Origin of the sequence: Bremerella alba, assembly GCF_013618625.1 — a bacterium.
GTDB classification, from domain to species: domain Bacteria; phylum Planctomycetota; class Planctomycetia; order Pirellulales; family Pirellulaceae; genus Bremerella; species Bremerella alba.
Genome location: NZ_JABRWO010000004.1, coordinates 234,010 through 257,277, shown reverse-complemented (window position 1 = coordinate 257,277; position 23,268 = coordinate 234,010). Strand labels below are relative to the sequence as shown.

The 23,268-nt window shown below is 56.0% G+C and carries 20 protein-coding genes; 10 read left to right on the top strand and 10 right to left on the bottom strand.

The annotated features are described in order from the left end of the window. Positions 1-20 precede the first annotated feature (20 nt). Positions 21-1,007, top strand: coding sequence for a glycosyltransferase family 2 protein (locus tag HOV93_RS08795; protein ID WP_207396115.1), 987 nt, complete (start codon positions 21-23; stop codon positions 1,005-1,007). On the opposite strand, the gene HOV93_RS08790 is transcribed toward HOV93_RS08795, so the two are convergent. Then, positions 1,004-2,158, bottom strand: a complete 1,155-nt coding sequence (locus HOV93_RS08790; protein ID WP_207396114.1) for an aldo/keto reductase — start codon at positions 2,156-2,158, stop codon at positions 1,004-1,006. The genes HOV93_RS08795 and HOV93_RS08790 overlap by 4 nt on opposite strands. Before the next feature lie 391 nt (positions 2,159-2,549). Between HOV93_RS08790 and HOV93_RS08785 the strand changes: the two genes are divergently transcribed. From HOV93_RS08785 to HOV93_RS08775, 3 genes are read left to right on the top strand one after another with little or no spacing between them, the layout of a single operon-like run. Next, on the top strand, positions 2,550-3,071 hold the full coding sequence (locus tag HOV93_RS08785; protein WP_207396113.1) for a hypothetical protein: 522 nt from the start codon (positions 2,550-2,552) through the stop codon (positions 3,069-3,071). Positions 3,072-3,122: 51 nt separating this feature from the next. Continuing rightward, positions 3,123-3,590, top strand: a complete 468-nt coding sequence (locus HOV93_RS08780; protein WP_207396112.1) for a phage holin family protein — start codon at positions 3,123-3,125, stop codon at positions 3,588-3,590. Beyond that, entirely contained in the window at positions 3,566-4,489 is a 924-nt protein-coding gene (locus HOV93_RS08775) for a DUF3618 domain-containing protein (RefSeq protein ID WP_207396111.1), read from the top strand. The genes HOV93_RS08780 and HOV93_RS08775 overlap by 25 nt, the downstream gene beginning before the upstream one ends. A gap of 73 nt (positions 4,490-4,562) precedes the next feature. Here HOV93_RS08775 and HOV93_RS08770 read toward each other — a convergent pair whose 3' ends face one another. From HOV93_RS08770 to HOV93_RS08740, 7 genes are all read right to left on the bottom strand, one after another. Next, a complete protein-coding gene (locus HOV93_RS08770; RefSeq protein ID WP_207396110.1) occupies positions 4,563-5,609 on the bottom strand; it encodes a DUF1593 domain-containing protein in 1,047 nt (348 codons plus the stop codon). Positions 5,610-5,794: 185 nt separating this feature from the next. Then, positions 5,795-6,862 carry a DUF1559 domain-containing protein gene (locus HOV93_RS08765; protein ID WP_207396109.1) on the bottom strand — a complete coding sequence of 356 codons (1,068 nt, stop codon included), beginning with the start codon at positions 6,860-6,862 and terminating at the stop codon, positions 5,795-5,797. Positions 6,863-7,106: 244 nt separating this feature from the next. Continuing rightward, on the bottom strand, positions 7,107-7,580 hold the full coding sequence (locus HOV93_RS08760; protein WP_207396108.1) for a carboxypeptidase-like regulatory domain-containing protein: 474 nt from the start codon (positions 7,578-7,580) through the stop codon (positions 7,107-7,109). Between the two features lie 232 nt (positions 7,581-7,812). Beyond that, on the bottom strand, positions 7,813-8,490 hold the full coding sequence (locus HOV93_RS08755) for a TPM domain-containing protein (protein ID WP_207396107.1): 678 nt from the start codon (positions 8,488-8,490) through the stop codon (positions 7,813-7,815). Positions 8,491-8,503: 13 nt separating this feature from the next. Then, positions 8,504-9,307, bottom strand: coding sequence for a TPM domain-containing protein (locus tag HOV93_RS08750; RefSeq protein ID WP_207396106.1), 804 nt, complete (start codon positions 9,305-9,307; stop codon positions 8,504-8,506). A 144-nt stretch (positions 9,308-9,451) separates the two neighbouring features. Beyond that, positions 9,452-11,767 carry a serine/threonine-protein kinase gene (locus HOV93_RS08745; protein WP_207396105.1) on the bottom strand — a complete coding sequence of 772 codons (2,316 nt, stop codon included), beginning with the start codon at positions 11,765-11,767 and terminating at the stop codon, positions 9,452-9,454. Between the two features lie 352 nt (positions 11,768-12,119). Further along, a complete protein-coding gene (locus HOV93_RS08740; RefSeq protein ID WP_207396104.1) occupies positions 12,120-12,899 on the bottom strand; it encodes an SDR family NAD(P)-dependent oxidoreductase in 780 nt (259 codons plus the stop codon). A gap of 261 nt (positions 12,900-13,160) precedes the next feature. On the opposite strand from HOV93_RS08740, the gene HOV93_RS08735 reads away from it, so the two are divergent. The 6 genes from HOV93_RS08735 (at position 13,161) to metG (ending at position 21,947) form a co-directional block, all read left to right on the top strand. Then, positions 13,161-14,156, top strand: coding sequence for an NADPH:quinone reductase (locus tag HOV93_RS08735; RefSeq protein WP_207396103.1), 996 nt, complete (start codon positions 13,161-13,163; stop codon positions 14,154-14,156). An 82-nt stretch (positions 14,157-14,238) separates the two neighbouring features. Beyond that, a complete protein-coding gene (locus HOV93_RS08730) occupies positions 14,239-15,351 on the top strand; it encodes an SMP-30/gluconolactonase/LRE family protein (protein WP_235990014.1) in 1,113 nt (370 codons plus the stop codon). A 12-nt stretch (positions 15,352-15,363) separates the two neighbouring features. Then, positions 15,364-16,269: a TIM barrel protein gene (locus tag HOV93_RS08725; protein WP_207396102.1), complete on the top strand. Its 906-nt coding sequence runs from the start codon at positions 15,364-15,366 to the stop codon at positions 16,267-16,269. A gap of 65 nt (positions 16,270-16,334) precedes the next feature. Further along, complete coding sequence (locus tag HOV93_RS08720) at positions 16,335-18,221, top strand: sulfatase-like hydrolase/transferase (RefSeq protein ID WP_315853377.1); 1,887 nt, start codon at positions 16,335-16,337, stop codon at positions 18,219-18,221. A gap of 46 nt (positions 18,222-18,267) precedes the next feature. Then, entirely contained in the window at positions 18,268-19,713 is a 1,446-nt protein-coding gene (locus HOV93_RS08715; protein WP_207396100.1) for a sulfatase family protein, read from the top strand. A 161-nt stretch (positions 19,714-19,874) separates the two neighbouring features. Further along, positions 19,875-21,947 (top strand): methionine--tRNA ligase, encoded by a 2,073-nt coding sequence (gene metG, locus HOV93_RS08710; protein ID WP_207396099.1) that lies wholly within the window; start codon positions 19,875-19,877, stop codon positions 21,945-21,947. Positions 21,948-22,014: 67 nt separating this feature from the next. On the opposite strand, the gene HOV93_RS08705 is transcribed toward metG, so the two are convergent. Both HOV93_RS08705 and HOV93_RS08700 read right to left on the bottom strand, forming a co-directional pair. Then, positions 22,015-22,548, bottom strand: a complete 534-nt coding sequence (locus tag HOV93_RS08705; RefSeq protein ID WP_207396098.1) for a hypothetical protein — start codon at positions 22,546-22,548, stop codon at positions 22,015-22,017. A 33-nt stretch (positions 22,549-22,581) separates the two neighbouring features. Beyond that, positions 22,582-23,247, bottom strand: a complete 666-nt coding sequence (locus HOV93_RS08700) for a hypothetical protein (RefSeq protein WP_207396097.1) — start codon at positions 23,245-23,247, stop codon at positions 22,582-22,584. Positions 23,248-23,268 lie beyond the last annotated feature (21 nt).

The window sequence follows — 23,268 nt, the reverse complement described above, 5'->3', positions numbered from 1 at the left end:
TTCACGCGGGTTTTGCCATTATGAGCGTTTCCGTTGTTGTTCCGATTTACAACGAAATCGAGACCATTCCCCTGCTCTACAGTAGCTTGCACGAAGTGCTAGCAAACTTGGGGCGGGATTATGAGATTTTGTTTGTAGACGACGGTTCGAGTGATGGGTCGAGCGCTAAGTTGAAACAACTGGCCGCTGCGGATCCGCATGCGAAGGTGGTCGAGTTTCGCCGTAATTACGGCCAAACGGCGGCCATGCACGCAGGCATTCAGCATGCGTCGATGGACGTGGTGATCACGCTTGATGGCGACATGCAGAACGACCCGGAAGACATTCCGATGATGCTCGAGAAGATCGACGAGGGTTACGACCTGGTGCACGGCTGGCGGAAGAATCGCCAAGATGCGTTCGTCAATCGTAAGCTGCCTTCCAAGATTGCGAACTGGTTGATCTCGAAGGTTACCAAGTTCCCCATTCATGACCTTGGCTGCACCCTCAAGGCGATTCGCCGAGAGATTGCCGTCGAGCTAGAACTATACGGCGAGATGCACCGCTTCATTCCGATTCTAGCGCATCAGCGCGGGGCGAAGTGCGTGGAAGTCGTCACGCGGCATCATGCCAGACGTTTCGGCCAAACCAAGTATGGCATCGGCCGCACGACACGGGTGGTGCTCGACCTGCTGACGGTCGCCTACATGCAGCAGTTCTTTACCAGCCCGATGAAGCTGTTCGGCCGGATGGGCTTCGCCTGTCTGGGCATCGCCGGACTGAGCGTCTTGACCACCCTCGGCATGAAGTTGATTGGCGGGGTCGATATGACCGGCAATCCGCTTTTGCTATTTGCCGTGCTGAGCACGATCCTTGGTTCGCAGATGTTTGGCATGGGACTTCTCGGTGAAGTGAATGCCCGGATCTACTATGCTTCCAACGGCAACGACTCGTACGCAGTCCGTAGCTTGACGAACTTCGACGACGATAGTCCACAGTCGATCAAGATGCGTCGCCAAGCGGCTTAGCTTGCTACCAGTTTGGGCACAGGCGCGCCCTTGGCAATAAGCCCCTCGCGCTTCAGATCAGACCAGAAGCCGTCGGGGATGTCGATCTTCATCGACTGGACATCGGCTTCAGTCTGAGAAGCATTACGTGCCCCTGGGATCACTGCTGAGACGACTTTGGGCCCCAAGCAGAACTGTAGCGCCGCAGTACGCAAATCGACGCCATGCTGGTGGGCAATCTTTTGAATGCGAGAACGCTTTTGTGGCGCCCAGTCGGGGATCTTGCCGTCATAATGATAGCGATCTCGGCCAGCCAAATACCCGGCATTCAGCGGCGCGCCGACCACCACCGAAATCCCTTTTTCTTCCAGTTTCGGGAAAGTGGTGTGCAGTGCTTTTTCGTGATCCATCAGGGAATACTGCGTAGCCAACAGGTGAATGTCAGGGTCGCTTTCTCGACTCGCCCGCAGTGCTGGTTCTGGCTGGTTGACACCTAATCCCCAGGCTTTGATGATCCCTTCATCACGCATCTTACACAGTTCTGGCATGGCGCCTTTTACGGCCTGATCGAAGTATTTCGTCCAGTCTTTTCCAAGATCGCCGTTACCTTCATTCAGGTCGTGAATGAAGACGATATCGATCTGGGAAACGCCCAGTCGCTGCAGGCTATCTTCGATCGATCGGCGGACGCCTGCGGCGGAGTAGTCGTATTGATACTTAAAGGAGGAAGGATCTTTCCAGATGCCAGCTTGGGGAGGCTCGGAGGTAGCGGTGAAGACGCGTCCGACCTTGGTGGAAAGCACATAATCGTCCGGGGAATGATCATCCAGGAAGTGTCCGAAACGTCGTTCGCTGAGGCCAAACCCATAGAACGGCGACGTATCAAAGTAGCGGACGCCTGCGTTCCAAGCCGATTCGAGGGTTCGGTTGGCGTCTTGATCGGTTGTCGGCGCGAAGCCATTCCCAATGGCGACTCCCCCCAGCCCAAAGCGGGAAGAAGGTCGGTAGCGTCTGCTCTTGGTTTCAAGGTTCTCGGGGAGGGGGCGCTGCGAGACGGGACCTTCGGTTTTCATTACTTTGCCTGGGTTCGGTTCGTCGGCCAGCAATGAGCCTGAGACCACGGCGGCGGTTCCGACACTGGAAAGAAAATGACGTCTTGAGAATTCGCTCATCGCTAGCTCGCAGGGAAGATGACTCTTGGACCAGTAATTGAGTGTAAGAGCGCCGCAAAATGCGTACCAGCTACTTCACGTGCGTGACGACTGGTTTCTTACGCATCGTTTTGCTGAATAACGATCCCTTGGCTTTCGCAATGACAGTTCAGAGATCATCTCGCAAAGCCGCCGGGCAAAACGCAATAGGCAGCGGTCGACCACTTTTTCTGAGGGGACGAAAACTATCGTTAGTCCAATCGCACAACGGAATTGAGCCAACAAAGTCGCCTGGAGCTGCCAGGGTTTCGACATGCTTGCGGTCTGATCGGCGCTTCATTTGCGAGCAGGAAAGTCTCCCCCCGTGGAGCAAAAATCTTTAGTACTGTCCAACCAATTCAGGGAGGCTGATATGACACATTCACCGGATACGCATCCGCAACGCATCGACTTGGCCGACGATGACCAAAGTCCATCTGCGGAAACGGCCCAAGAGGCTAAGGAAACAGCACGTGAACTTCGAACGGATGCCAAACAGAAATCGCGTCGCGCTCGAGACAAGACATTAGAACGCGGTCAACAGTTTGCGGAAGAGCGTAAAACGATGATCGCTAAGGAAGTGGGCGTTTTCGGTTCCGCCGTTCGTTCGGCATCCGAATCGCTTGAGGCCGATGGCGAAGAATCGGTTGCTCAGTACGCAGAGATGTGTGCTGAAGAACTGGAACAAGCTTCCGACTATTTGGGTCAGCGAAGCGTTCAAGATCTCTATCACGACGCCAATCGTTTCGCGCGGAAGCATCCTCAGGTCTTTCTAGGCGGGATGTTCATTGCTGGAATCGTTGCTGCTCGTTTTCTTAAAGCATCCGAGCCGGAACCCGAGACGCGCGACCCCATGCCACCGCCATCGAGCGGCGGGCCGCAGAACCTTTCGTAACGGGCCGGTTCATTTAAATCATCAAGCGATTGCTCAGGAGAATATGGAGTCATGGCTAACGCAGAAACGTATGAACAACGCCAATCTACATATGGCGAAGAACAAGAGATGGACCAGCACCGAAGTTTAGGTTCGCTGGTCAAAGAAATCCGCGACGAGTCGATCGAATTGTTCCAGCAGGAAGTCGAATTGGCTCGGACAGAAATGATGGAAAAGTTTGCGGTGGTCAAAGACCGCACGGTATCCATCGGCATCGGGGCAGTCATTGCATTCGCCGGTGCCATTGTATTGCTAATGGGAATCGCTCAGGCGATTTCGGTCGTTCTGGTGTATGCCGGTATGGCTGCCGTGGTGGCAACCTGGCTGGGACCTGTGCTGACAGGACTGGTCGTGCTGCTAGTCGGCGGTGCCATGGTAATGAGTAACAAAAACAAGTTGGAAGAAGAAACGGTCGTCCCCGAGAAGACCGTCCAATCCATGAAGGAGAATAAACAATGGTTGAAAGAAAAGACTACGTAGGCAATCGATTCGGCAATGGACATCATTCGTCGGAAGAGATTAAGCGACAAGTCGATCATACGCGTGCCGAGATGGATTCGACGATCGACGCACTGATCGATCGGCTCGATCCGGCAGCCGTCCTGTCGAAGACCATTCATGGTTTCCTCGGCGGAGGTTCCAAGGCCGCCGGCAAATCGGCCAGAGTGGCTGGCAAAGCTGGTAACTCGCTGGCAGATATGGGAGAGAACTTGCTTGAGAAGGCAAAGGATAACCCTGTTCCGACCGCCATGATCGCGTTAGGGGCCGCCTGGCTGATGATGGGTAACGACGACGATGATGATGATAACCCATTGGACGATCTCGAAAGCGATCCGACGATGGCGGAACACGCGACGTCCTCAGGCAGATCGACTTCGGCTGAAATCGGCCATGGTGTGAAGTCCGCTGCATCATCGGTAAAGCATGGTGCCCAAGATGCCTACTCGGCGACCGGTCAAAAAGCGGAAGATCTCGCTCACGCCGCCCAGCGTGCCGGAAAAACTTCGTACCGGAAAGCTCGAAAGGGCGTTCGGAAATCGAAGCAAGGTTACGACATCGCCATGCTAAAAGCACCTTTGGCTGTCGGTGGCATCGCGTTGGGGCTAGGCCTTCTGTGTGGTGTTCTGATTCCCGAGACGGAAGCAGAAGACGAGTGGATGGGCAGCACACGCGACGACTTGCTGGAAACAGGCAAGGAAACTGCCCGAGAGGTTCGCGACCGTGGCATGGAGGCCGTTGCAGCGGCAGCCGATGCGGCGAGCGAAAGTCTCGACGAGGAAGGACTTGGTCCGCAGGACCTCAAGGACAAGCTGAGCCAAACGGCCGAAAGTGCCAAGGATGCCGCCAAGGAAGACTGGAAAAGCTCTCAAGAAGGCTAACCAGCCGACGAGACCATTCAAGGGACGCCACCGGACTATCGATGGCGTCCCTTTTTCTTTGGCGTGTCTACGCCTACCGGTCCTGTTTGGGCATGCACCAGGCCATCCGCTGTGCAAAGTCGCGTTGAAATTTGGGACGCCATTTCGAGACAGTCTCGCGCGGGTCGCCGCTTCCGCTTGATTGATCACGGTACCAGCCATCTTCGGCTAAGAAGTATTGGCCGCCCCAGCCAGGCTGAGAAGGATCGCCGGGTTGGTTGCCTCCGGCCGGCAGAAAGAAAAACCAAGAGGGTGTATCCCCTTCTTTCAAGCAGCCGTGGGGATTAGGGCTGGTCCACGTCTTGGTGGGATAGAGCTTGCCGAGCGGTCCCTGCGAGCGGATATTCTCCTCGATCCACTTACGGCTGGTTAAGGACTGGTCTCCGGTCAGATACATCCCACGAAAGACGGCCTGACGTTTGTCTTGGCCTGGGGGCGCCTTGCTAAGGATATAGAACATGCCAGGGAATTCGTCGTGCATCCACTGGGCGATTCCATCTTGATCGGCGATATCGTAGACGCGAAACTTTTGGACAAAGGCCTGGAATTCTCGTTCACTGCGATCGTGTTTGACGCGCCAGAGGGCCTGGGCCAGGTCGGTTTGACCACCCCAGATAGCGATGTTCAGTCGATCGTCCTGGGTGCCGGAGTCGATCTTCTCGATCAAAAAACGCGAGCCTTCCGTGTCGTGCTTCTCGCCGATATGCTTCCGCCCTCGCTGGGGATTGCCTGATTTGATGCACGCGAGCAGTTCGGCCGCTTCCGGCCAGTTGGATTCGTGTCGGGCTAAGTTCGGTCGGACTTGGCCGTAGGCGTTGACGATCTCGCGAATTAACTGAGGCTGCACGATCGCTTTCTTCAGTTCGCCAGGCGTACCGGAAGCCGACGCAACGAGACCTTCCAAGCGAAACTGATTGGCATAAACCATCAGGCGAACCAGCGACTGTTGATCGTCTGGGTCACCACCAACGTCGGTAAGCACCAGCAGGCGTGGTCGCGGCGTTTGCGTTTCGGCTGCCAGAAGCGGGCAGGCACTCAGCGATAGAAATACACTTACGAAAAGCCAGACACCGTTTCGCATGGGAAGTTCTCTTACAGAAAAGTATGTTTGCAGGAGGGACACGGCAATTCTACTTCAGCTACGAACTTGATGCTTCCCCGCAAGCCAAAGGAAAGACGGCCCAAGAATCGCAAAAGCGATCAGGCGCCATGGGCGGCCTGATCGCTAAAGGGAATGCATGCTTGCGCGAACGTTGGGCGGGCAAACTAATCGGCCGAGAAGGCCTCGCCGCCGGACTTGGAACCCATGGCTCCCCAGATTCCGTAAGGGCTTTGACCGCCGTTGGACTCGGCCAGGGTTAGGTCACCGGTGTCGATCGTTTCGGTTACGAACTTGACCGATCCATCGCAGAACAAGCCCATCGCACCGCCAGGGTGATTGCTGGTCGGAGGCAAAATGGTGGTCGTGCCGTCGCCGTTAGGGTCGGATCCATCAATGCAGGAAGGCGCGTTGGGTGGCAGAACTGTAGTGAAGCCAACCTTCTCGATGGGGCCATCAGTCCAGCGCCAACCGGTGCGTCCTTTGACGTTGGAAGAGTTGGTGTAGAAACCGCCGCTTGACGTGGCCAGGCACTGCGAGGGATTGCTTGAGATCCCAGAGATTCCGGTGATGGTTCCCTGTGTGACGCGGACGCTTCCACCACCACTGCCAAGAGGAAAGTTAGTGATCAAGCGTTCGCTCATGGCAATCGTGTTGCTCGTTCCGTCGGTGATGTCACGCATGTTGACGCCGCGAACTGTTTGGAAGACACCACGTAAATCTTGGCCGTCGCGATTTCGATAGATCGAGTCGCCTGCGCTAAACATGTAGTTTACCGCATATTCAGGGCTGGTCGCCGACGTGGCCGAAGGGCAACGCAGCATTTGGGGAGCAGTGTCCCAAACGTCCCAGTTACGCCAGGCATAAGGTCCCCCAGGGGCGGTGGCGGCATCACCGGCGGCGATTTGGTCGTACATGGCGCTCTGTTCGATGAACGGCAGTATGCCAATGAAACCGCTTGCTCGTCCGGCGTTGGACAGGAGATCGTTGCCGCTACCGTAGCCAGGATCATTCGTCCCTTGCTTACGCGGAACGAAGTCGCCAAAGGTGTCGTGATAGTTATGCAGAGCAAGTCCCAATTGCTTCAATTGGTTCGAGCACTGCATTCTTCGCGCAGCTTCGCGGGCCTGTTGGACGGCCGGCAATAGCAAGGCAATCAAAACGCCAATGATGGCGATCACAACTAGAAGCTCGACTAAGGTAAAACCATTTCGTGGTAAGGGTCGGAAGCGCATGACGAAGTCTCGTGAGGTGGGTGAAAGACAAACAAACATCAGGAGGGCGTTTCTCGCACTCAATGAAAATAACATGTGCGAGATGGATGATTAACGGGAAATTAGCATAAAAGCCATAGGAGATATACCCCTATACCGGAGTTGAGGTGAGGAAGACGCCCGCGACGGGGCGTAGCGTGTGAAAAACTGCCATTGCACTCGCTGCCTTGGGGCTCTTGCGAGGGGGGTGCTGGCTAGTCGATAGCTAATCGGCTAGTTCGATCGGCAGGTTGTTGGGCCCTTGATTCACGGTGAATTCCAGGCCAGAAGTTTTCGCAGCGGCATACTTCTTAGGAAGCACGTTCTTCGCTGCTGGCGCGCGGCCGCTCGCGTTGGGGTTGTAGTTGGGATCATCCTCAGAAGCGACATTCGACTGGGCCGCTTCGGTTTTGGTAACCGTTACGACGTAGTCGCCGGGCTGCACGCCGGTCGTTCCAGCGACTGATGTGGACAGCTTGTACTTTCCTTCTTCGTCGGTCTGAGCAAACGCTCCATGACCACCTTCGCCGGTTGGACGAAACGTGACCATTGCCCCATCAACTGGGCTACCTTTATAGAGGATGGTTCCGGTGACCGTCGCACCTAAAGACTCGCCTGTTTCTTGGCTAGTACAACCAGCGATTAAAAACAGACTGACACACAAAACCAACGGGGCACATCGGCACCAAGAGATACTCAAGGCAACACTCCAACGAAGCAAAGCAGGCGGGATGGGGGGAGGGCTCGAAAAAGAAAGTCTTTTTCAAGAGATGTTACATAATACTGAGACGATGATTATGGACAACCCTCATTCAGGGGCGTGACGAGCAAACCACTTTAGCGACTGGCGCCGTCGAAAGAATCGAAGACGGAGCAGGTGCCAGCCTTTTGGGGAGTAGAGAATGGCATCGTACGATGCCGATGCTGGCCGACTAATCCATCAGCACCAATGCATCGGGAAGTTCGTTGGTGTCGTCGTCGGTTCGCGGTAAGACTCCGGCCAGTTGTTGGCCGGCAGATTCGATAACGCCGCACATCGCTTCGGTTGGATGGCCTTGATGCAGTCCTTCGGTCAGCTGTTGGCAAAGCTCGTCGAGGGCCGGTTGGCCGAGCTTTTCGAGAACTTCTTGATCGGCCAGGACCGCGGCGGTGTGCTCGAATAGGGAAACGTAAATCAACAGTCCCGTTGCTCCGCTGGTGTGATGCACGCGTCGGTCGAAGAAAACCTGGCGTGCCTGGGAAGCGACTTCGTCTTTCATTTGATTGCTGGGTGTGAACAGCCGCCGGAGCCAACCGATTTGACTTCCGAGCATAGCGCCCACGAGAAACGCCACCACAATACTAACCACCAGGGCCAGCAGTCCCCAGTCCAGCGACGTGCCGGCCCAGTCTCCTGGGTCTTCCGCCGAGCGGGGATAGAGCGTCCAAACCAGGACAGCCGCGATCGTGGCCAGCCAGAGGCCGAGGATATCTTCGGCCCGATCGTAACGGCCGGAAGCAGTCGCGACGACCGGGACGATCTCGCACGAAGTGTTTGCTTCGGCCTGGGCAACGGTTTCCTGGATCTTTTGCCTTTGGTCGGCACTGAAGAGAGTCGATGCTCGTTGCATAGCTACTGTTTCCTTACCAAGAGCCTGTGGCACCACCGCCACCGGAAGAACCACCACCGAACGAACCGCCGCTAAAGCCGCCACCACCACCGCTGCCTCGGCTGGTCGCCAACTGATAGAGAATGACCCCCAGCACGGTGAACACGAGTGCCCAAAGGGCCCAGGCCCATCCGCTTGATCCGCGTCGATAGAGCGACACGCCGGTGAAGATCGCCAGCGCTACGAAACCCACACCGATTGCATAGTGCCACCAGGGGCGCGGCTGGGTAGGAAGTTCAAGCTTCCGAGCCATCTTGTCGAGCGACTCGACGCCAGCGACGATCCCTTCCGAGAATTGCCCTTGCTTGAAGCGTGGGATGATTTGCTCGTCCATGATCTGCCGGCAAAGGGCATCTTCACGACGCCCCCAGCCACCGCCCAGTTCAATGCGTGCCTTGCGATCGTTCTTAGAGACCAGCAGCAAGATGCCGGTGTTCCACTCTTGCCCATTGATTTCGGCTTGGCCGATTCCCCACTGGTCGAACAACAGCGTCGCGAAGGTCTCGATCCGCAGTCCTTCACCGCCATGGTTGGCCATCGAATCGATTGTGATAACGATGATCGGCGTGGCTTTTTCAGAGAGTAGCTTGTCGCAGATATCGAGAATCTGTTCCTTGCCCTCCGGCGAAATCATATCGGCCGTGTCGCGAATGAACTCGCGATCGCCAGGCTTCTCGATATCAATTTGAATGGCCGCGACAGTCGAGGCAAAGGACAACGCCAGCACGCCGATCAGCAGGCACAATGCGAAGGTTCGGCAACTTCTAATGATGGGCATCAGATGCAACGTTCTCCGTGAATACGCACTCGGAAGTTCAAGATTGGCCCCATCGGGACGGACGCCATAAAACGGCGTGAGCTAAGATTGTAGCGTAATGGCAATGCGGATGCTGCATGCGGTAATCAAAAGAAGTGAATGGAGCTATTCCACTAACTTCAGCACAATGCCCACGGTCGTTTGGCTGTTGAAGTGATCGAGTAAGATCTTCGAGGCGATCACGCCCTCGTTGTCGTTGCTGTAATGCTTGGCGTTATCGTCCGCGTAGAAGGACTTCAGCTCAGGCAATTCGTCGGTGATGCTGGTGGCTTTATTCGCTTCGACGACGCCTGACTGTGGTGTGTCGCGAACCCAAACTTTGCCTTGGCGATCGGTCACCTGAATAGCCGCCGTCCCTTGGTCGAGTCGTGTGAGGAACTCGACGACCTGATGACGTAGATCAATGGCAATCACGGCGGCACCAAACAGGACGCCGGAGCTGTCGTCGTAGATAGGCGTAATCGCAACCAGGCGAACCCCCTCTTCAATGTGATCGTCCGCTTTTTCATCCGCACCGCGGACGGCAAGTAGGACGTCTCCGCGACTGAGTTTCGAAACCATTGCCAGGAGTTCTGGCTCGTTGTGGGTCGTCAGACGAGAAGCCGGGACACGACGCAAATAGGCCGGATCGCGAACATTTCGTTCAACGCACACAATGTCCTCGGCCGCTCCTTCGGAGATTTTCGTAAAACTGATCTTCAGGTATTCGACATTGGCGCGAAGAAATTCCTCGTAAATCATCTCGAGCCGATCTCGCCAAACTTCTTCTGATTCGGTATCCGTAGCGTCGTTGCGAACGTTTATGATGCCGTTGATCGGTGGCAGACTCGACATGAAACGGACGTCTTTGGTGATACTCTCGGCAGTCGCTTCCAGCTGAACTTCTAGTTCGCTTTTGTAGGCCTGCATTTGGTCGAAACTGCTTTGGCGTTCCGCGTTTTGTGCTGTGTGCGAATCGACCACGAAAACCGTTAACGCCACCAGGCAGGCCACCAAGGTTAAGCCTACCAACTGCGAGGCAATCCGATGCTGTTGAATCCAGCGAGCGATTCGCTGCTCGGGCCGCTCGCGATAGGCTTTTACGTTTTCACCGGCCATCCATCGCTGCACTTCTTCGGCGAGTTCCGACGCCGATTGATACCGCGCGTATTGACGCCGCGCCATTGCTTTGGCGCAGATGGCCGATAGCGAGGGATCGACGTCCGGGTTCACATCCGACGCTTTCGGAGAAGGTCGTCCGGCGATCGCCGTTAGCAGTTCTCGTCCATTGACCGATTTCGTCGAGTCGCGTGTGTGTTCGTGAGGGCCGCAGCCGGCCAGGATCGAAAAGAGGATCGCGCCTAAGCCGTAAATGTCGGTCCGTTCGTCTAGTTCATCGATGCGACCGGCGGCTTGTTCCGGGGCCATATACAGCGGCGTCCCCAAAACCTGGCCATCCATTGTGCTTTGATTGCTGAGGTGCGAATCGCGCGAAGACGACTGCCCGTCGCTGGTTTGCAACTCGTTGATGACTTTGGCAATGCCCCAGTCAATCACGATCACCTGGCCGAAGCTATCGATCGCGACGTTCTCAGGCTTCAGGTCGCGATGGATGACCTTGCGCGAGTGAGCATGGCCTATCGCCTGGCAGATGCTGACGAAGTCGGTGAGCAGCCGCCGCAGTAGCATGGGATCGTGGTCTCCTTCGGTGCGGCGTTCGTGATACTCGCCAATGGTATCGTGCAGCGTTTGCTTTCCCAGGAAACGCATTGCATAAAATGCCTGGCCTGTTTCGATATCTTCGCCCAGATGATAAATGGGCACGATGCCGGGGTGTTCGAGTCGACCGGTGATCTCCGCTTCGCGGCGGAAACGCTCGTGAGCGGACGATTGATCGGGGGCCGTGACTTCTTTAACGGCCACGGGGCGTTTGAGATGTTCGTCGTAGGCTAACCAAACCCGGCCCAGCCCGCCTTGGCCCAGTTTGCGGATGAGTCGATAGCGGGCAACGGAAGATCGCACGCCGGTGGCATCGTTGGCACCCGAGCCAGAGACGCTACGGATTCCCATCAACCGGGCAATCGCTCCGGAAGGATCGACTGAATCGAGCGTTCGCGCGACGACCGTTTCTGCCGAAGTAAAGCCGGTGTCACCGGTGGCCAGCGTGACTTCTTCAAGCAAGGCCGGACTTCGTTCGATCAGCTGATTGCAGGTCTCGACATCGAGCTGCCCCAACGCGACCAGGTGTTCGTGCAGCGGCAGGTCGCCATGTAAGGCCCATGTGGAAAGAGCCTGAGACAGTTGACGCTCTGAGATCACCCCCATGCGGAGAATCAACGCGGCAACGGCGATATCTTGCTGCTCTTTGCTGAAATCACCACTGGCACCGGCCATCGTTTCCGCGAAACGAGCATCAGGAACGGGGGCTTGGTTAGAAGACATGCGTACAGAGATCCGATGGGAGAGCCGGGCGAGAATTCTACTCAAGTCTAGTTGCTAAAACGGTCACGGGGGAGAAGTTTCACCGGCAAATCAGCCATTCGGGTGGTGGGGGTGTTCGCATTAAACGAATGGTTTTAGATCGGACACCTAGCATATTGAGCGGATGAATGGGGATCCCTTGAGATGACGGTACCATCAAATGATAAACCATCCACTTCAAGGTTCCCCATTATCAAAAAAGTAAAATAACTGATTGACGACTAAAATCGCTATCACTGCAGATGTTTCATTTAATTGATCAACACTTGAAACGCCGTGCCCAACGCTATTGCATCACAACAGACCGCCACTTTTAAGAACTCAGCAACCACCGCGAGATCTTCAACAGCGTTCTCCGCGGTACCCAGGGGGTGATCCAGTTCAGCATGAACCATAGTCGCCACTCGTTGATCACCACCAGTCGGCCTTTCTTCATTGTGCGGTAGCCCAGTTCGGCGACGCCTCGGGCAGTTGCGGCCGATCCCTTCTTGAACATGCCGACATGCTTGGCGTGGGCGCGATGAAAGAACTCGGTCTCGACGGGGCCGGGACAAAGGGCCGTGACGGTGACGCCGAGTTCTGAAACCTCTTCGGCGATTGCTTGGGAGAAGCTAAGGACGTACGCTTTGGACGCGTAATAGACCGCCATCATAGGGCCCGGTAGGAAGCCGGCCGTGCTGCCGACGTTGAGGATGCGTCCGTGCTGGCGTTCGAGCATCCCTTGCAGAAAGCGGTGAGTCATTTCGCTGAGGACGCTGACGTTCAGGTGAATCATCGCGCCGTCCGTTTTCCAGTCGTGCTGGTGAAAAGGGCCATGGTTGCCGAAGCCTGCGTTGTTGATCAGGATATCGACCTCGATTCCGGCCGCTTCGACCTGGTCGTACACTTGGCGAACGGCCCCCGGCTCGTTCAGGTCGATGGCGATGCACAGCACGTCGGTTTGGTGCTTCTCGACCAACTGCTGCTTGAGTTCTTCGAGCACTTCACCGCGACGAGCGATCAACACAAGGTCGCCGCCGTGCTCGGCATGGACCCAGGCCAACTCGCGGCCGATGCCGCTCGATGCTCCGGTAATCAGGGCTGTGTTCTTCATGGTGCAGGGTTCCTCAGAGAAGTGATTGGCTGTACTTATTCTGACGCACTAGCGGTAAGTGGAACAGATGGAAGAGTTCGGCGGGTAGCCAGGCCTGAGAAAGTGAGCTTTGGGGGCCGCATGTCGGCGTTGCCGACTCAGAGATGAAACTTTGGGCAACCCGGCAATTCATTTCGTACGAGCAGCTAACTTGTCTGTCCTTGCGAGAGCGATAGGATGGAGGAGTCATTGACCTGCGAACACCCCGAACGAAAGATTCTGATGAAAGCAGCCTACATCGAAGAAACAGGGCCGCCTGAGGTTATTCAATATGGTGACATACCCACACCGGAACCGGGCGAGGGTCAGGTATTGGTAAAGATAGGTACGGCGGCGCTCAATCCAATCGATACGTATGTCCGAAACGGGGCCAACTATTGGGAGCTTCCTAAACCGTTTGTCACCGGAAGCGACCTGGCCGGCACGATCGAAAAGATGGGCCCTGGCACCAGTCGTTACCAGGTCGGTCAGCGCGTGTGGGGAACCAACCAAGGGTTGGTAGGGCGTCAGGGAACGTTCGCCGAGTATGCGGTGGTGGACGAGCACTGGTTGTACGCGACACCAGACGATGTCAAAGACGATGCGGTTGCGGCGTGCGCGTTAACCGGCATCACAGCCCATCTGGGCTTGGGGGCCGATAACGCGGCACTCAAGTCGGGCGAGACGATCTTCGTGCACGGCGGCTCTGGAGGTGTCGGCTCGATGGTCGTGCAGATGGCGAAAGCGATGGGAGCGACCGTGCTGACAACGGCAGGCTCGCGCGAGAAATCGGAGATCTGCCTAGAACTGGGAGCCGACCACGTTTTCAATTACAAGACGCAAGACGTTGACGAGGAAGTCCTGAAGGTTTGTCCCAACGGTGTGAATGTAATTTGGGAAACGATCCGCGAGCCAGACTTTGATTTCCTGGTTAGCATCGCGGCCGAGCGCTGCCGAATGGTGTTGATGGCTGGACGAGATGCGCGTCCGGAGTTTCCGGTCGGCCCGTTTTACGTCAAAGGTTGTAGCCTGCACGGTTTTGTGATGTTCAAAGCGAGCCCCGAGGAAATGGCCGTGAGTGGAAACGAGATCAGCCGTTGGCTCTCAGAGGGGAAGTTAAAGCCCCAGATCGGCAAGATCTTTCCCCTTTCTGAAGCGGCAGCCGCCCATAAGTTGCAGGAAGACAACACGTTGCGTCAGGCAGGCACCCTGGTAGGGAAAATTCTAATCAAACCGTGAATCGGGGATGCAGAGGAACTATAATGCGGCTCGACTCGAAAACATTGTCAGACGAATTGAATCCCTTTCGCGAGTGAGCCGCATGATGTCCCGCCTTTGCTTACTAGTTGCCTTCGTCACGTTCTTGCCTGCCGTGGAGGTCTGTGCGACCGAATTCGGCGAGATCGTTACCGTTGCTGGCACCGGCCAAAAAGCCCTGGGCCCGATGGAAGGCCCGGTCGACGAGGTCAACATTGGTCAAACGTTCGGTGTGCTGATTGGCCCGGATGGTGCCATGTACGTGACGGAAGTCGAAAACCATCGCGTGCTTCGCGTCGACTTGCAGAGCAAGCAGGTCACGACGGTCGCTGGTAATGGAACGAAAGGGTATTCCGGCGACGGCGGCCCGGCGACCGAGGCGCAGCTGAACGAACCATACGAAGTCCGTTTCGCCAACAATGGTGATATGTACTTTGTCGAGATGCAGAACCATCTTGTTCGTAAGGTCGATGCAAAGACCGGCAACATCTCGACGGTCGCAGGCACCGGCAAGGCTGGCTACTCCGGCGATGCCGGCCCGGCGCTGAACGCTCAGTTCAATCGCCCGCATAGCATCGCGTTGAGTGAAGACGATTCCACGCTGTACGTGGCCGATATTCAGAATCATCGGATCCGCGCGATTGATTTGAAGACCGGAGTCATTCATTCGATCGCTGGTAATGGCGACAAAAAAATGCCCATCGACGGAGAGACGACCGCTGGTAAGTCGATGGTTGGCCCGCGGGCGCTTGATCTCGATGGTAACGATCTTTGGATCGCGTTACGAGAAGGGCACAGCGTCTGGCGTTTAGACTTGAAAACCGGCGTTGTGCATCACGTGGCATGCTCTGGTAAGAAGGGATACAGCGGCGATGGAGGGAGTGCCAAAGAAGCGACGATGAACGGTCCAAAGGGAATCGTGAAAGCGCCTAACGGCAACGTGTACGTTGTCGATACGGAGAACCAAGCCATTCGGGAGATCGACGTGACGAACGACCGCATTCGCACGGTGGCTGGGATTGGTCCCCAGGGACGTGGTTTCTCCGGCGACAACGGCCCGGCGACCAAGGCCAAGATGGATCGTCCGCATGGGATCGGTGTGGGGGCGGATAATGCCCTATACATCGGCGATACAAACAATCACCGGGTTCGCAAAGTTGTGCCCGTTACCGAATAAGGAGTACGAACGATGCATGCAATGAACCGACGACAGATGCTTCAAGCTTCGCTAGGAACGGCCGCGGCGGTGGGCCTGGGAAGTTCGCTGGTGGCACAAGATGCTTCCCCTAGCCGCTGGAAGCTGATCACGTTCACCAAGTTTCTGCAGCCATTGAGCTTCGACGAGATGGCCCAGAGCGTGGCCGAGGTCGGCTTCGACGGCATCGAGGCGCCCATCCGCAACGGTGGGCATATCGAACCGAAGAACGTTGGCGAGGAACTGCCGAAGTTCGTCGAAGCGTTCAAGAAGCAGGGACTGACGATCGACATTCTGACCTCGAGCATCAACAGTATCGATTCGCCCAACGCGGAAGAAACGTTGAAGGTAGCCAAGGAGTTGGGTATTCCTCGGTACCGCATGTCGTACTATCGCTACGACTTGAAGAAGCCGGTTGCGCCTCAACTGCGTGAAGCCGGAGCCAAGCTGAAAGACCTGGCAGCGATGAACGAGGAGATCGGCATTCAGGCCGTCTACCAGAACCACTCCGGCAGCCACTACGTGGGCTCTCCGGTGTGGGACATCATGCATCTTGTTCGGCAGTACGACCCCAAGTTTGTTTCGATGGCCTTCGACATCGGCCATGCCAGGGTGGAAGGAAACACGTCGTGGCCCATTCAATGGAATCTGGTTCAGTCGCATCTCGGTGCGGTCTACATTAAGGACTTCCAAGGCAATGATGGCCGCCCCGCGTGGTGCTCGGTGAGCGAAGGCCAACTGCCAGGCGAGTTCTGGAAGTTGCTCAAAGCAAGCGAGTACAACGGGCCGATCTCGCTGCATGTCGAGTATCTGCGAGGTGACGAGGCCAAGCAGGTATCTAATCATCTGGCAGCCATGAAGCGAGACTTGGACTGGCTCAAGCAAAAGCTGGCTTCGTAGCTCTTCGATGATTGCCTGAAGTCCCCTCCTGTCTGAGAACATCCCACCATTTCATGGAGAGCAGCGTGAGAATCTTATCTGCGATTGTCTTATCGTGTGTTGCTTTCGTCGGTTCGGTTTTGGGCGTCGATCAACGCCCGAACATCGTCTGGCTTTCGTGTGAAGACATTAGCCCACACATTGGCAGTTTTGGTGATCCACACGCGATTACGCCCAATAGCGATCAGCTGGCTAGCGAAGGTGTGCGTTACACCAACACGTTCACGACCGCAGGCGTATGTGCTCCGTGCCGTAGTGGCATTATCACCGGCATGTACCAAACATCGCTAGGCACACAGCATATGCGCTGCACGGCGACGCTGCCGAAGGAGATCAAGCCGTTTCCGGTTTACTTGCGTGACGCAGGTTACTACTGCACAAACAACTCGAAGCAGGATTATCAATTTCGCACGCCCAAGGGAACGTGGGACGAGTCTTCCGGCAAAGCCCATTGGCGCAATCGGCCAGATAAATCGCAGCCGTTCTTTTCAGTGTTTAACTTCACCGGTTGCCACGAGTCGGGCATTGCTTCGACTGGTAAGTACAAGCAGGTCACCAAGGGTCTGACAGAAGACGAACGCCAAGACCCCGAAAAGTTGGAGTTGCCCCCCTACTACCCCGACACTTCGGTTGTGCGGGAGGACTGGAAACGCAACTACGAACTGATCACGGCCATGGACCACTGGGCCGGCAATTTGATTCAGCAACTCAAAGACGATGGTTTGTACGAAGACACGATCATCATGGCTTGGTCTGATCACGGCATCGGTCTGCCCCGAGCGAAACGTTGGCTGTACGATTCAGGGACGCACATTCATATGGTGGTTCGTACTCCTGAAAAGTTTCGCGATGCTGGTCAGGCATCGCCCGGAGAAAAGAACGATCAATTGGTGAGTTCCATCGATTTCGGTCCGACCGTGCTGAAGCTGGCCGGCGTCAAGATTCCTGACTACGTGCAAGGGCAGCCATTTCTAGGTGGGGAGGTCTCGCCACGTGAGTACGTTTATGGTGCGCGTGATCGGATGGACGAGCGGTACGACATCATTCGTATGGTGCGTGACAAGCGTTTCAAATACATCCGCAATTACGAGCCCCTCAAGACGTACTATCAGTACATGAATACGCCGGAGAAAGGGGCAACGATGAGTGAGCTTCGGCGTCTGCATGAACAGGGCCAGCTTTCGGCGGAAGCAGAGTACTACTTCTCGGCCACGAAGCCAGTGGAAGAGCTGTACGATTGCCAGGCCGATCCTCACGAAGTGAACAATCTTGCTGCGGACCCGAAATTTGCCGATACCCTTAAGCAAATGCGAGCAGCTCATCGGCAATGGGTGCTAGAGACACGCGATACGGGGTTGATCCCCGAGCCGATCCTCGTGAATCGGGCTAAGCAAGTGGGAAGTGAGTATGCCGTCCTGCGGCAGGCTGACGGCGACCAGTACAACCAACGCTTGAGCACCGCTGCGACTCAGGCTTCCGAAGGTGCGTCGGCGCTGCCAGACTTGATTCAGGCCATGAAAGACGAAGACGATGCCGTGCGATATTGGGCGGCAACCGGGATCGGGAATATTGGCGAGCCGGCTCGCGACGATGCGGCAGGTATTGTTCAGGCAGCGCTGACCGACGAAGCTTCGGCCGTCCGAACGGCGGCTGCTAGGGCCATGTGCCGCATGGGACTGCCGGAGGATGCGTTGCCGGTGCTTGTGAAGGAATTGACCACTGGCCAACAGTGGGAACGCTTGCAGGCCGCGATCGTCCTGGACGAGATCGACGACCAGGCTCGTCCTGTGATTCAGGAGATGAAGCAGGGATTGGAGTATCAAAAGGGATTCAATTCCGACGGCAAATACCGCGTTCGCGTGACGAACCGGGCCCTGAACGAACTGCAAGGGACCGACAACAAGATTCCTTAGTCGTTGCGATGGGACTGCCTATCCCGAAGAGATCTTCACGAAGCGAATGATGACATTGTTTAAACGATTTCTAAGTAGCTCTTTGGCCACGTGGATCGCCCTGACGTTCTTGAGCATGCAAGGTGAGCTTTATGCGAAAGATGGGCGGCCACCCAATGTGATCGTCATTTTGTGCGACAACTTGGGTTATGGTGACGTTGGTTGTTTTGGGTCGAAGTTGCATCGCACGCCGCATCTTGATCGGATGGCCGCCGAGGGAATGAAATTCACAGACCTCTACGCCGCAAGTGGTGTCTGTACGCCATCTCGAGCGGCGCTTTTAACCGGCTGTTATCCAGCGCGGGTCAACATGCACAAAAGCGAGACAGGCGGGGCCGTTTTGCAGCCTGTTTCGTCCAAGGGGTTGGCTGCCAGCGAAATCACGATTGCCGAACTGCTAAAGCCAAAAGGCTACGCGACCACGATTATTGGCAAGTGGCATCTGGGAGATCAGCTGCCTTTTTTGCCGACGAGGCAAGGCTTCGATTCTTATTATGGAATTCCCTACAGCGATGACATGACGCCACGCCCAGGCAAGCCGTGGCCCGATCTTCCACTCATGCGAGACGAAGAGGTCATCGAAGCCCCGGTCGATTTGAACGCGGCTACGCGGTTGTATACCCAGGAAGCCATTCGCTTTATTACGGAGAACCGCGACCGGCCTTTCTTTGTTTACCTACCCCAGGCCATGCCTGGCAGTACCCGGGCCCCGTATGCGAGCGAGGCCTTTCAGGGGAAGAGTAAGAACGGACCGTGGGGAGATTCGGTTGAGGAGTTGGATTGGTCTACGGGACAGATATTGAAGACGCTCGATCTACTTGAGCTTGACGAGCAGACGCTGGTTATCTGGACGAGTGACAATGGTGCTCCGCGGCGCAATCCTGTTCAAGGATCGAACGAGCCGCTGAAGGGATGGGGATACACAACTGCGGAAGGAGGCATGCGGGTTCCTACGATCGTGTGGTGGCCAGGGACCGTGCCAGGCGGAACGCATTGCGCGGAGGTTGCCTCGCTCATGGATCTTTATCCCACGATCGCCCGTCTAGCCGGAGCCGAATTGCCGCCGGACCGTGTGATCGATGGGAAAGACATTCTGCCGCTGCTTCAAGGGGAATCAGGAGCGAAGTCGCCCCACCAGGCGTTCTACTACTACATGTTCGATCAGCTTCAGGCCGTACGCAGTGGCCAATGGAAACTGTATCTCCCGCTTCGAAATCCAAAGGGTGGCTGGCAACAGCAGAAGGAAGCGTTTGCCCAACCGAGGCTCTTTAATCTGAAAGAGGATTTGCAGGAGGCCAGTAACGTGGCCGAGGAGAATCCCGAGGTTGTTCAGCGAATGATGCGTCTAGCCGCGAAGATCCAAGAGGATCTAGGCGACGACGAGAACCCGGGGCCAGGCCGCCGCCACGCCGGCCATTTCCCGCAGCCAACGGCCCGTAATTTGCCGCAGTAGGTTCATCCCTCGGACGATTTATTTCCCCCCGAACCGCACGCTAGGGGTGGTTGTCCGTCTCTCTGTACCGCACTCCGCGCAATCGCCTTGGTGCGGTACAATGCCCCATTCTTGACGTTGAAACCCCCTAGCGATAGGACCTCACCTGCGAGGAATCCCCCATGGCACGACGCATTTTGGTCACCTCTGCCCTGCCGTACGCGAATGGGCCGATCCATATCGGGCATCTGGTGGAATACATCCAGACCGATATCTGGGTCCGCTTTCAGAAGCTGCTGGGCAACGATTGCCGTTATTTTTGCGCCGATGATACGCACGGCACGGCAATTATGATCAGCGCCCAAAAGAACGGAGTGACCGAAGAAGAATTCATCGCCAAGATTAGCGCAGAACACCAGCAGGATTTCGCTGAATTCGGAATTCGTTTCGATAACTATGGATCTACCAATAGCGAAGAAAATCGGATCCTTTGCCATGAGTTTTGGCAGTCGCTACACGACGCTGGTTTGATTAAGCAGAAGGATGTCGAACAGCTCTACGATCCGGAAGTAAAGATCTTTCTTTCTGACCGTTTTGTTCGCGGAACGTGTCCCAACTGTAAGGCCCCGAATCAGCCTGGCGACAACTGTTCCAAGTGCGGCGCGGCATACACTCCAGCCGAACTCATCGATCCGAAGAGCACTCTTTCGGATGCGACCCCGATCATGAAGATGGCGAAGCATCAGTTCGTCGAATTAAGCAAGTTGCACGGCTTTCTCGACGATTGGTCGCAGAGCGGTAAGCATTTGCAGGACGAGGTGGCTAATTACTTGAAGGGGCAGTTCCTGAAAGATCCGGAGAAGGAACCGCTCAAGGATTGGGACGTTTCTCGTCCAGGTCCATATTTCGGATTCGAAATTCCCGGTAGCCCCGGCGATTATTGGTACGTGTGGTTTGACGCCCCGATAGGTTACATCGCATCGGCCTGGCAATGGTGTAAGGCCAACGGCGAAGAGTTGGCCAAGTGGTGGAAGAATCCCGAAACGGAAGTGCATCACTTCATCGGCAAGGACATCACCTACTTCCATACACTTTTCTGGCCAGGCATGCTCAAGACTGCTGGCTATACTCTGCCGACCAAGGTCCACATCCATGGCTTTCTGACCGTAGACGGCAAGAAGATGTCTAAGAGTGAAGGGACGTTCGTCAAAGCGGCGACGTACTTGAAGCACTTAGATCCAGCTTACCTGCGTTACTTCTACGCCTCGAAGCTGGGCCCCAGACTGGACGACCTCGATATGAACCTCGAGGAGTTCGCCGACAAAATCAATTCGGATTTAATCGGCAAGGTCGTGAACCTGGCGTCTCGGTCGGCTAAGTTTGTCGAGAAGATTGGTCTGTCGACCGAGTACCCAGACGATGGTGGCCTGTTCGAGAAGGGCGCTGCCGCGGGCGATGACATTGCCAAGGCCTATGAAGACTGCGACTTGAACAAGGCGATGCGGTTGATCTTGGAACTTGCCGACGCGGCCAATCCATTCATCGAAGCGAACAAGCCGTGGGAGCTTCGGAAGGATCCGGCCAACGCTCAGAAGTTGCAGGACGTCTGCACGGTCGGTCTCAACTTGTTCCGGCAGATTGTCGTGTACTTGTCGCCTGTTTTGCCGAAGCTGGCGGAACAGACGGGCGAGCTGTTGAACGATCCAATCACAAGCTGGGATCAGGCCAAGACGCCGCTCACCGGCACCGCCGTCAACAAATTCAATCACTTGATGAAACGTGTAGAAGCAGACAAGGTGAAAGCCATGATCGACGATAGCAAAGAAGAAGTCGCAGCGGATGCTCCGGCCGAAAACAATCAGGCCGACGAAACGACGGCAAAGTTCGACGACAGTGCCCAACCCATGGTCGACGAGCCCATGACCGAAGAGTGCACGATCGACGACTTCGTAAAAGTGGACCTTCGCGTGGCCCGCATCCTCTCGGCCGAACACGTGCCGGAAGCCCGGAAGCTGTTGAAGCTGACCCTCGGTCTGGGTGGCGATCATCGCAAACAGGTCTTCGCCGGCATCAAGGCCGCCTACAATCCAGAAGACCTGGTGGGCCGCCTGGTGGTGATGGTCGCCAACTTGAAGCCACGCCAAATGAAGTTTGGCCTCAGCGAAGGCATGGTCTGTGCGAGTGGCCCAGGCGGTGAAGAAGTCTTCCTGCTAAGCCCTGACGAAGGTGCCAAGCCAGGACAGCGGATTCACTAAGTAATTTTCCGTGTGAGGTGTTCAGTAGGATGGCTTCCGGGGTTTTTGCCGGTTGCCATCTTGATGCCTATGAGTCTCGCAGGTTGAGTATCATCTCGACGGCGTAAGGATCGAGGTTCATTTGCTTCGCGATTTCTTCCTGCGAATGGCCTTGGTCGACAAGTGTGTAGATCTCGGTGCGTTTGGCATCGTCGCAGAGCAGTTCCGACACGGCGCTAAAGTTAGGGCTTCCCTTGTCTGACAACTGGCGGCTGTCTCTGAGGGTGTCTTCGATTGCGCGGCGTTCTTCTGGCGGAAGAACTGCGGCGTCGACCTTGGTCAGTGCCCGCTGCAAGATTAGCAGCTTGGTGTCGACTTCGGCTTGAAACTCTCGGGTCCGCTCGAGCATTTCGACTTGCCACTTGTTGATCTCGGCCGGACCGCCGGACATGGTCCACTCTTTGGTTTCCGGTCGGGGGTTCGAGACAAGGTAATTGTCGTCTTTGCCGCGGGCCTTCTTGGCTTTGACCTGGCCGCGCCAGTTGCGGCGCATCAGAATCCAGATGAGAAGGACGATTCCTCCGCAGAACATCAAGTAAGGAAGATAGCTGTCCTCGCCCATGCATTGCCTCCCTGCTTGAAGTGCCTGGTCGTGCTACTGATCGAGAACCAGGTATTTATCCAGCAACGCTTCGAGACCGATGCAGTACTGCGAACTGCTTTCGTTTTCCTCGTAGACCGGGTCCATCGCCACGGCGGAAACCGAATCGCGGAGTCCCAGCAATATCTCGCGAACGTGTTCCATGTTGTGCAGTGTGATGACTTCGCCGGCACCATCATCGGTGGCTGCGTACTTATTCGCTTTTGTTTCGTCAGTGAACAGATTGAGCAGCGTGATCGGCTCCCCTTCTTCGCCATTGCCGACGGTACTGGAATAGCCGTCTTGTTGTTTGATGACGAAGACCGGGTAGTTCCAAGGGGAATTGTCGACGATCAGGTATTCTTCGAGCAGCGTTGTGATCTTGGCGATCCACGCGGCGTTGATGTCGAACTCGACCGGCTCGGGATCGTAGGCAACCTGAGTTACCGGCAGCTTAAGGGTCTTAAGAAACCAGCGAAATTCGCGGTCGTTATTAAGCTGACGAGGTTCGCCGATGATGGCGAATTGCTGCATGAAGTTGAGTGCGACCTGCTCGGTTGAGTGAGTCGTCAGGATATGCTGGGGCTGATCGTCGGTATCTTTGGGGTCGACAATCGACGCGTATCCGCCCCCATGCGCGATGAGGTAAAGGGGATACTCCCACTGAATCGGTGCGGACATTTCCGTGGCTCCTCCTGTTGT

Excerpts from the sequence above, each read along its gene's own strand:
- HOV93_RS08730 (WP_235990014.1), top strand. The coding sequence starts at position 14,239 with ATGATGTCCCGCCTTTGCTTACTAGTTGCCTTCGTCACGTTCTTGCCT.
- HOV93_RS08705 (WP_207396098.1), bottom strand. The coding sequence starts at position 22,548 with ATGGGCGAGGACAGCTATCTTCCTTACTTGATGTTCTGCGGAGGAATC.
- HOV93_RS08750 (WP_207396106.1), bottom strand. The coding sequence starts at position 9,307 with ATGCCCATCATTAGAAGTTGCCGAACCTTCGCATTGTGCCTGCTGATC.
- metG (WP_207396099.1), top strand. The coding sequence starts at position 19,875 with ATGGCACGACGCATTTTGGTCACCTCTGCCCTGCCGTACGCGAATGGG.
- HOV93_RS08740 (WP_207396104.1), bottom strand. The coding sequence starts at position 12,899 with ATGAAGAACACAGCCCTGATTACCGGAGCATCGAGCGGCATCGGCCGC.
- HOV93_RS08770 (WP_207396110.1), bottom strand. The coding sequence starts at position 5,609 with ATGCGAAACGGTGTCTGGCTTTTCGTAAGTGTATTTCTATCGCTGAGT.
- HOV93_RS08765 (WP_207396109.1), bottom strand. The coding sequence starts at position 6,862 with ATGCGCTTCCGACCCTTACCACGAAATGGTTTTACCTTAGTCGAGCTT.
- HOV93_RS08715 (WP_207396100.1), top strand. The coding sequence starts at position 18,268 with ATGATGACATTGTTTAAACGATTTCTAAGTAGCTCTTTGGCCACGTGG.
- HOV93_RS08745 (WP_207396105.1), bottom strand. The coding sequence starts at position 11,767 with ATGTCTTCTAACCAAGCCCCCGTTCCTGATGCTCGTTTCGCGGAAACG.
- HOV93_RS08795 (WP_207396115.1), top strand. The coding sequence starts at position 21 with ATGAGCGTTTCCGTTGTTGTTCCGATTTACAACGAAATCGAGACCATT.
- HOV93_RS08775 (WP_207396111.1), top strand. The coding sequence starts at position 3,566 with ATGGTTGAAAGAAAAGACTACGTAGGCAATCGATTCGGCAATGGACAT.
- HOV93_RS08725 (WP_207396102.1), top strand. The coding sequence starts at position 15,364 with ATGCATGCAATGAACCGACGACAGATGCTTCAAGCTTCGCTAGGAACG.
- HOV93_RS08700 (WP_207396097.1), bottom strand. The coding sequence starts at position 23,247 with ATGTCCGCACCGATTCAGTGGGAGTATCCCCTTTACCTCATCGCGCAT.
- HOV93_RS08790 (WP_207396114.1), bottom strand. The coding sequence starts at position 2,158 with ATGAGCGAATTCTCAAGACGTCATTTTCTTTCCAGTGTCGGAACCGCC.
- HOV93_RS08785 (WP_207396113.1), top strand. The coding sequence starts at position 2,550 with ATGACACATTCACCGGATACGCATCCGCAACGCATCGACTTGGCCGAC.
- HOV93_RS08755 (WP_207396107.1), bottom strand. The coding sequence starts at position 8,490 with ATGCAACGAGCATCGACTCTCTTCAGTGCCGACCAAAGGCAAAAGATC.
- HOV93_RS08735 (WP_207396103.1), top strand. The coding sequence starts at position 13,161 with ATGAAAGCAGCCTACATCGAAGAAACAGGGCCGCCTGAGGTTATTCAA.
- HOV93_RS08780 (WP_207396112.1), top strand. The coding sequence starts at position 3,123 with ATGGCTAACGCAGAAACGTATGAACAACGCCAATCTACATATGGCGAA.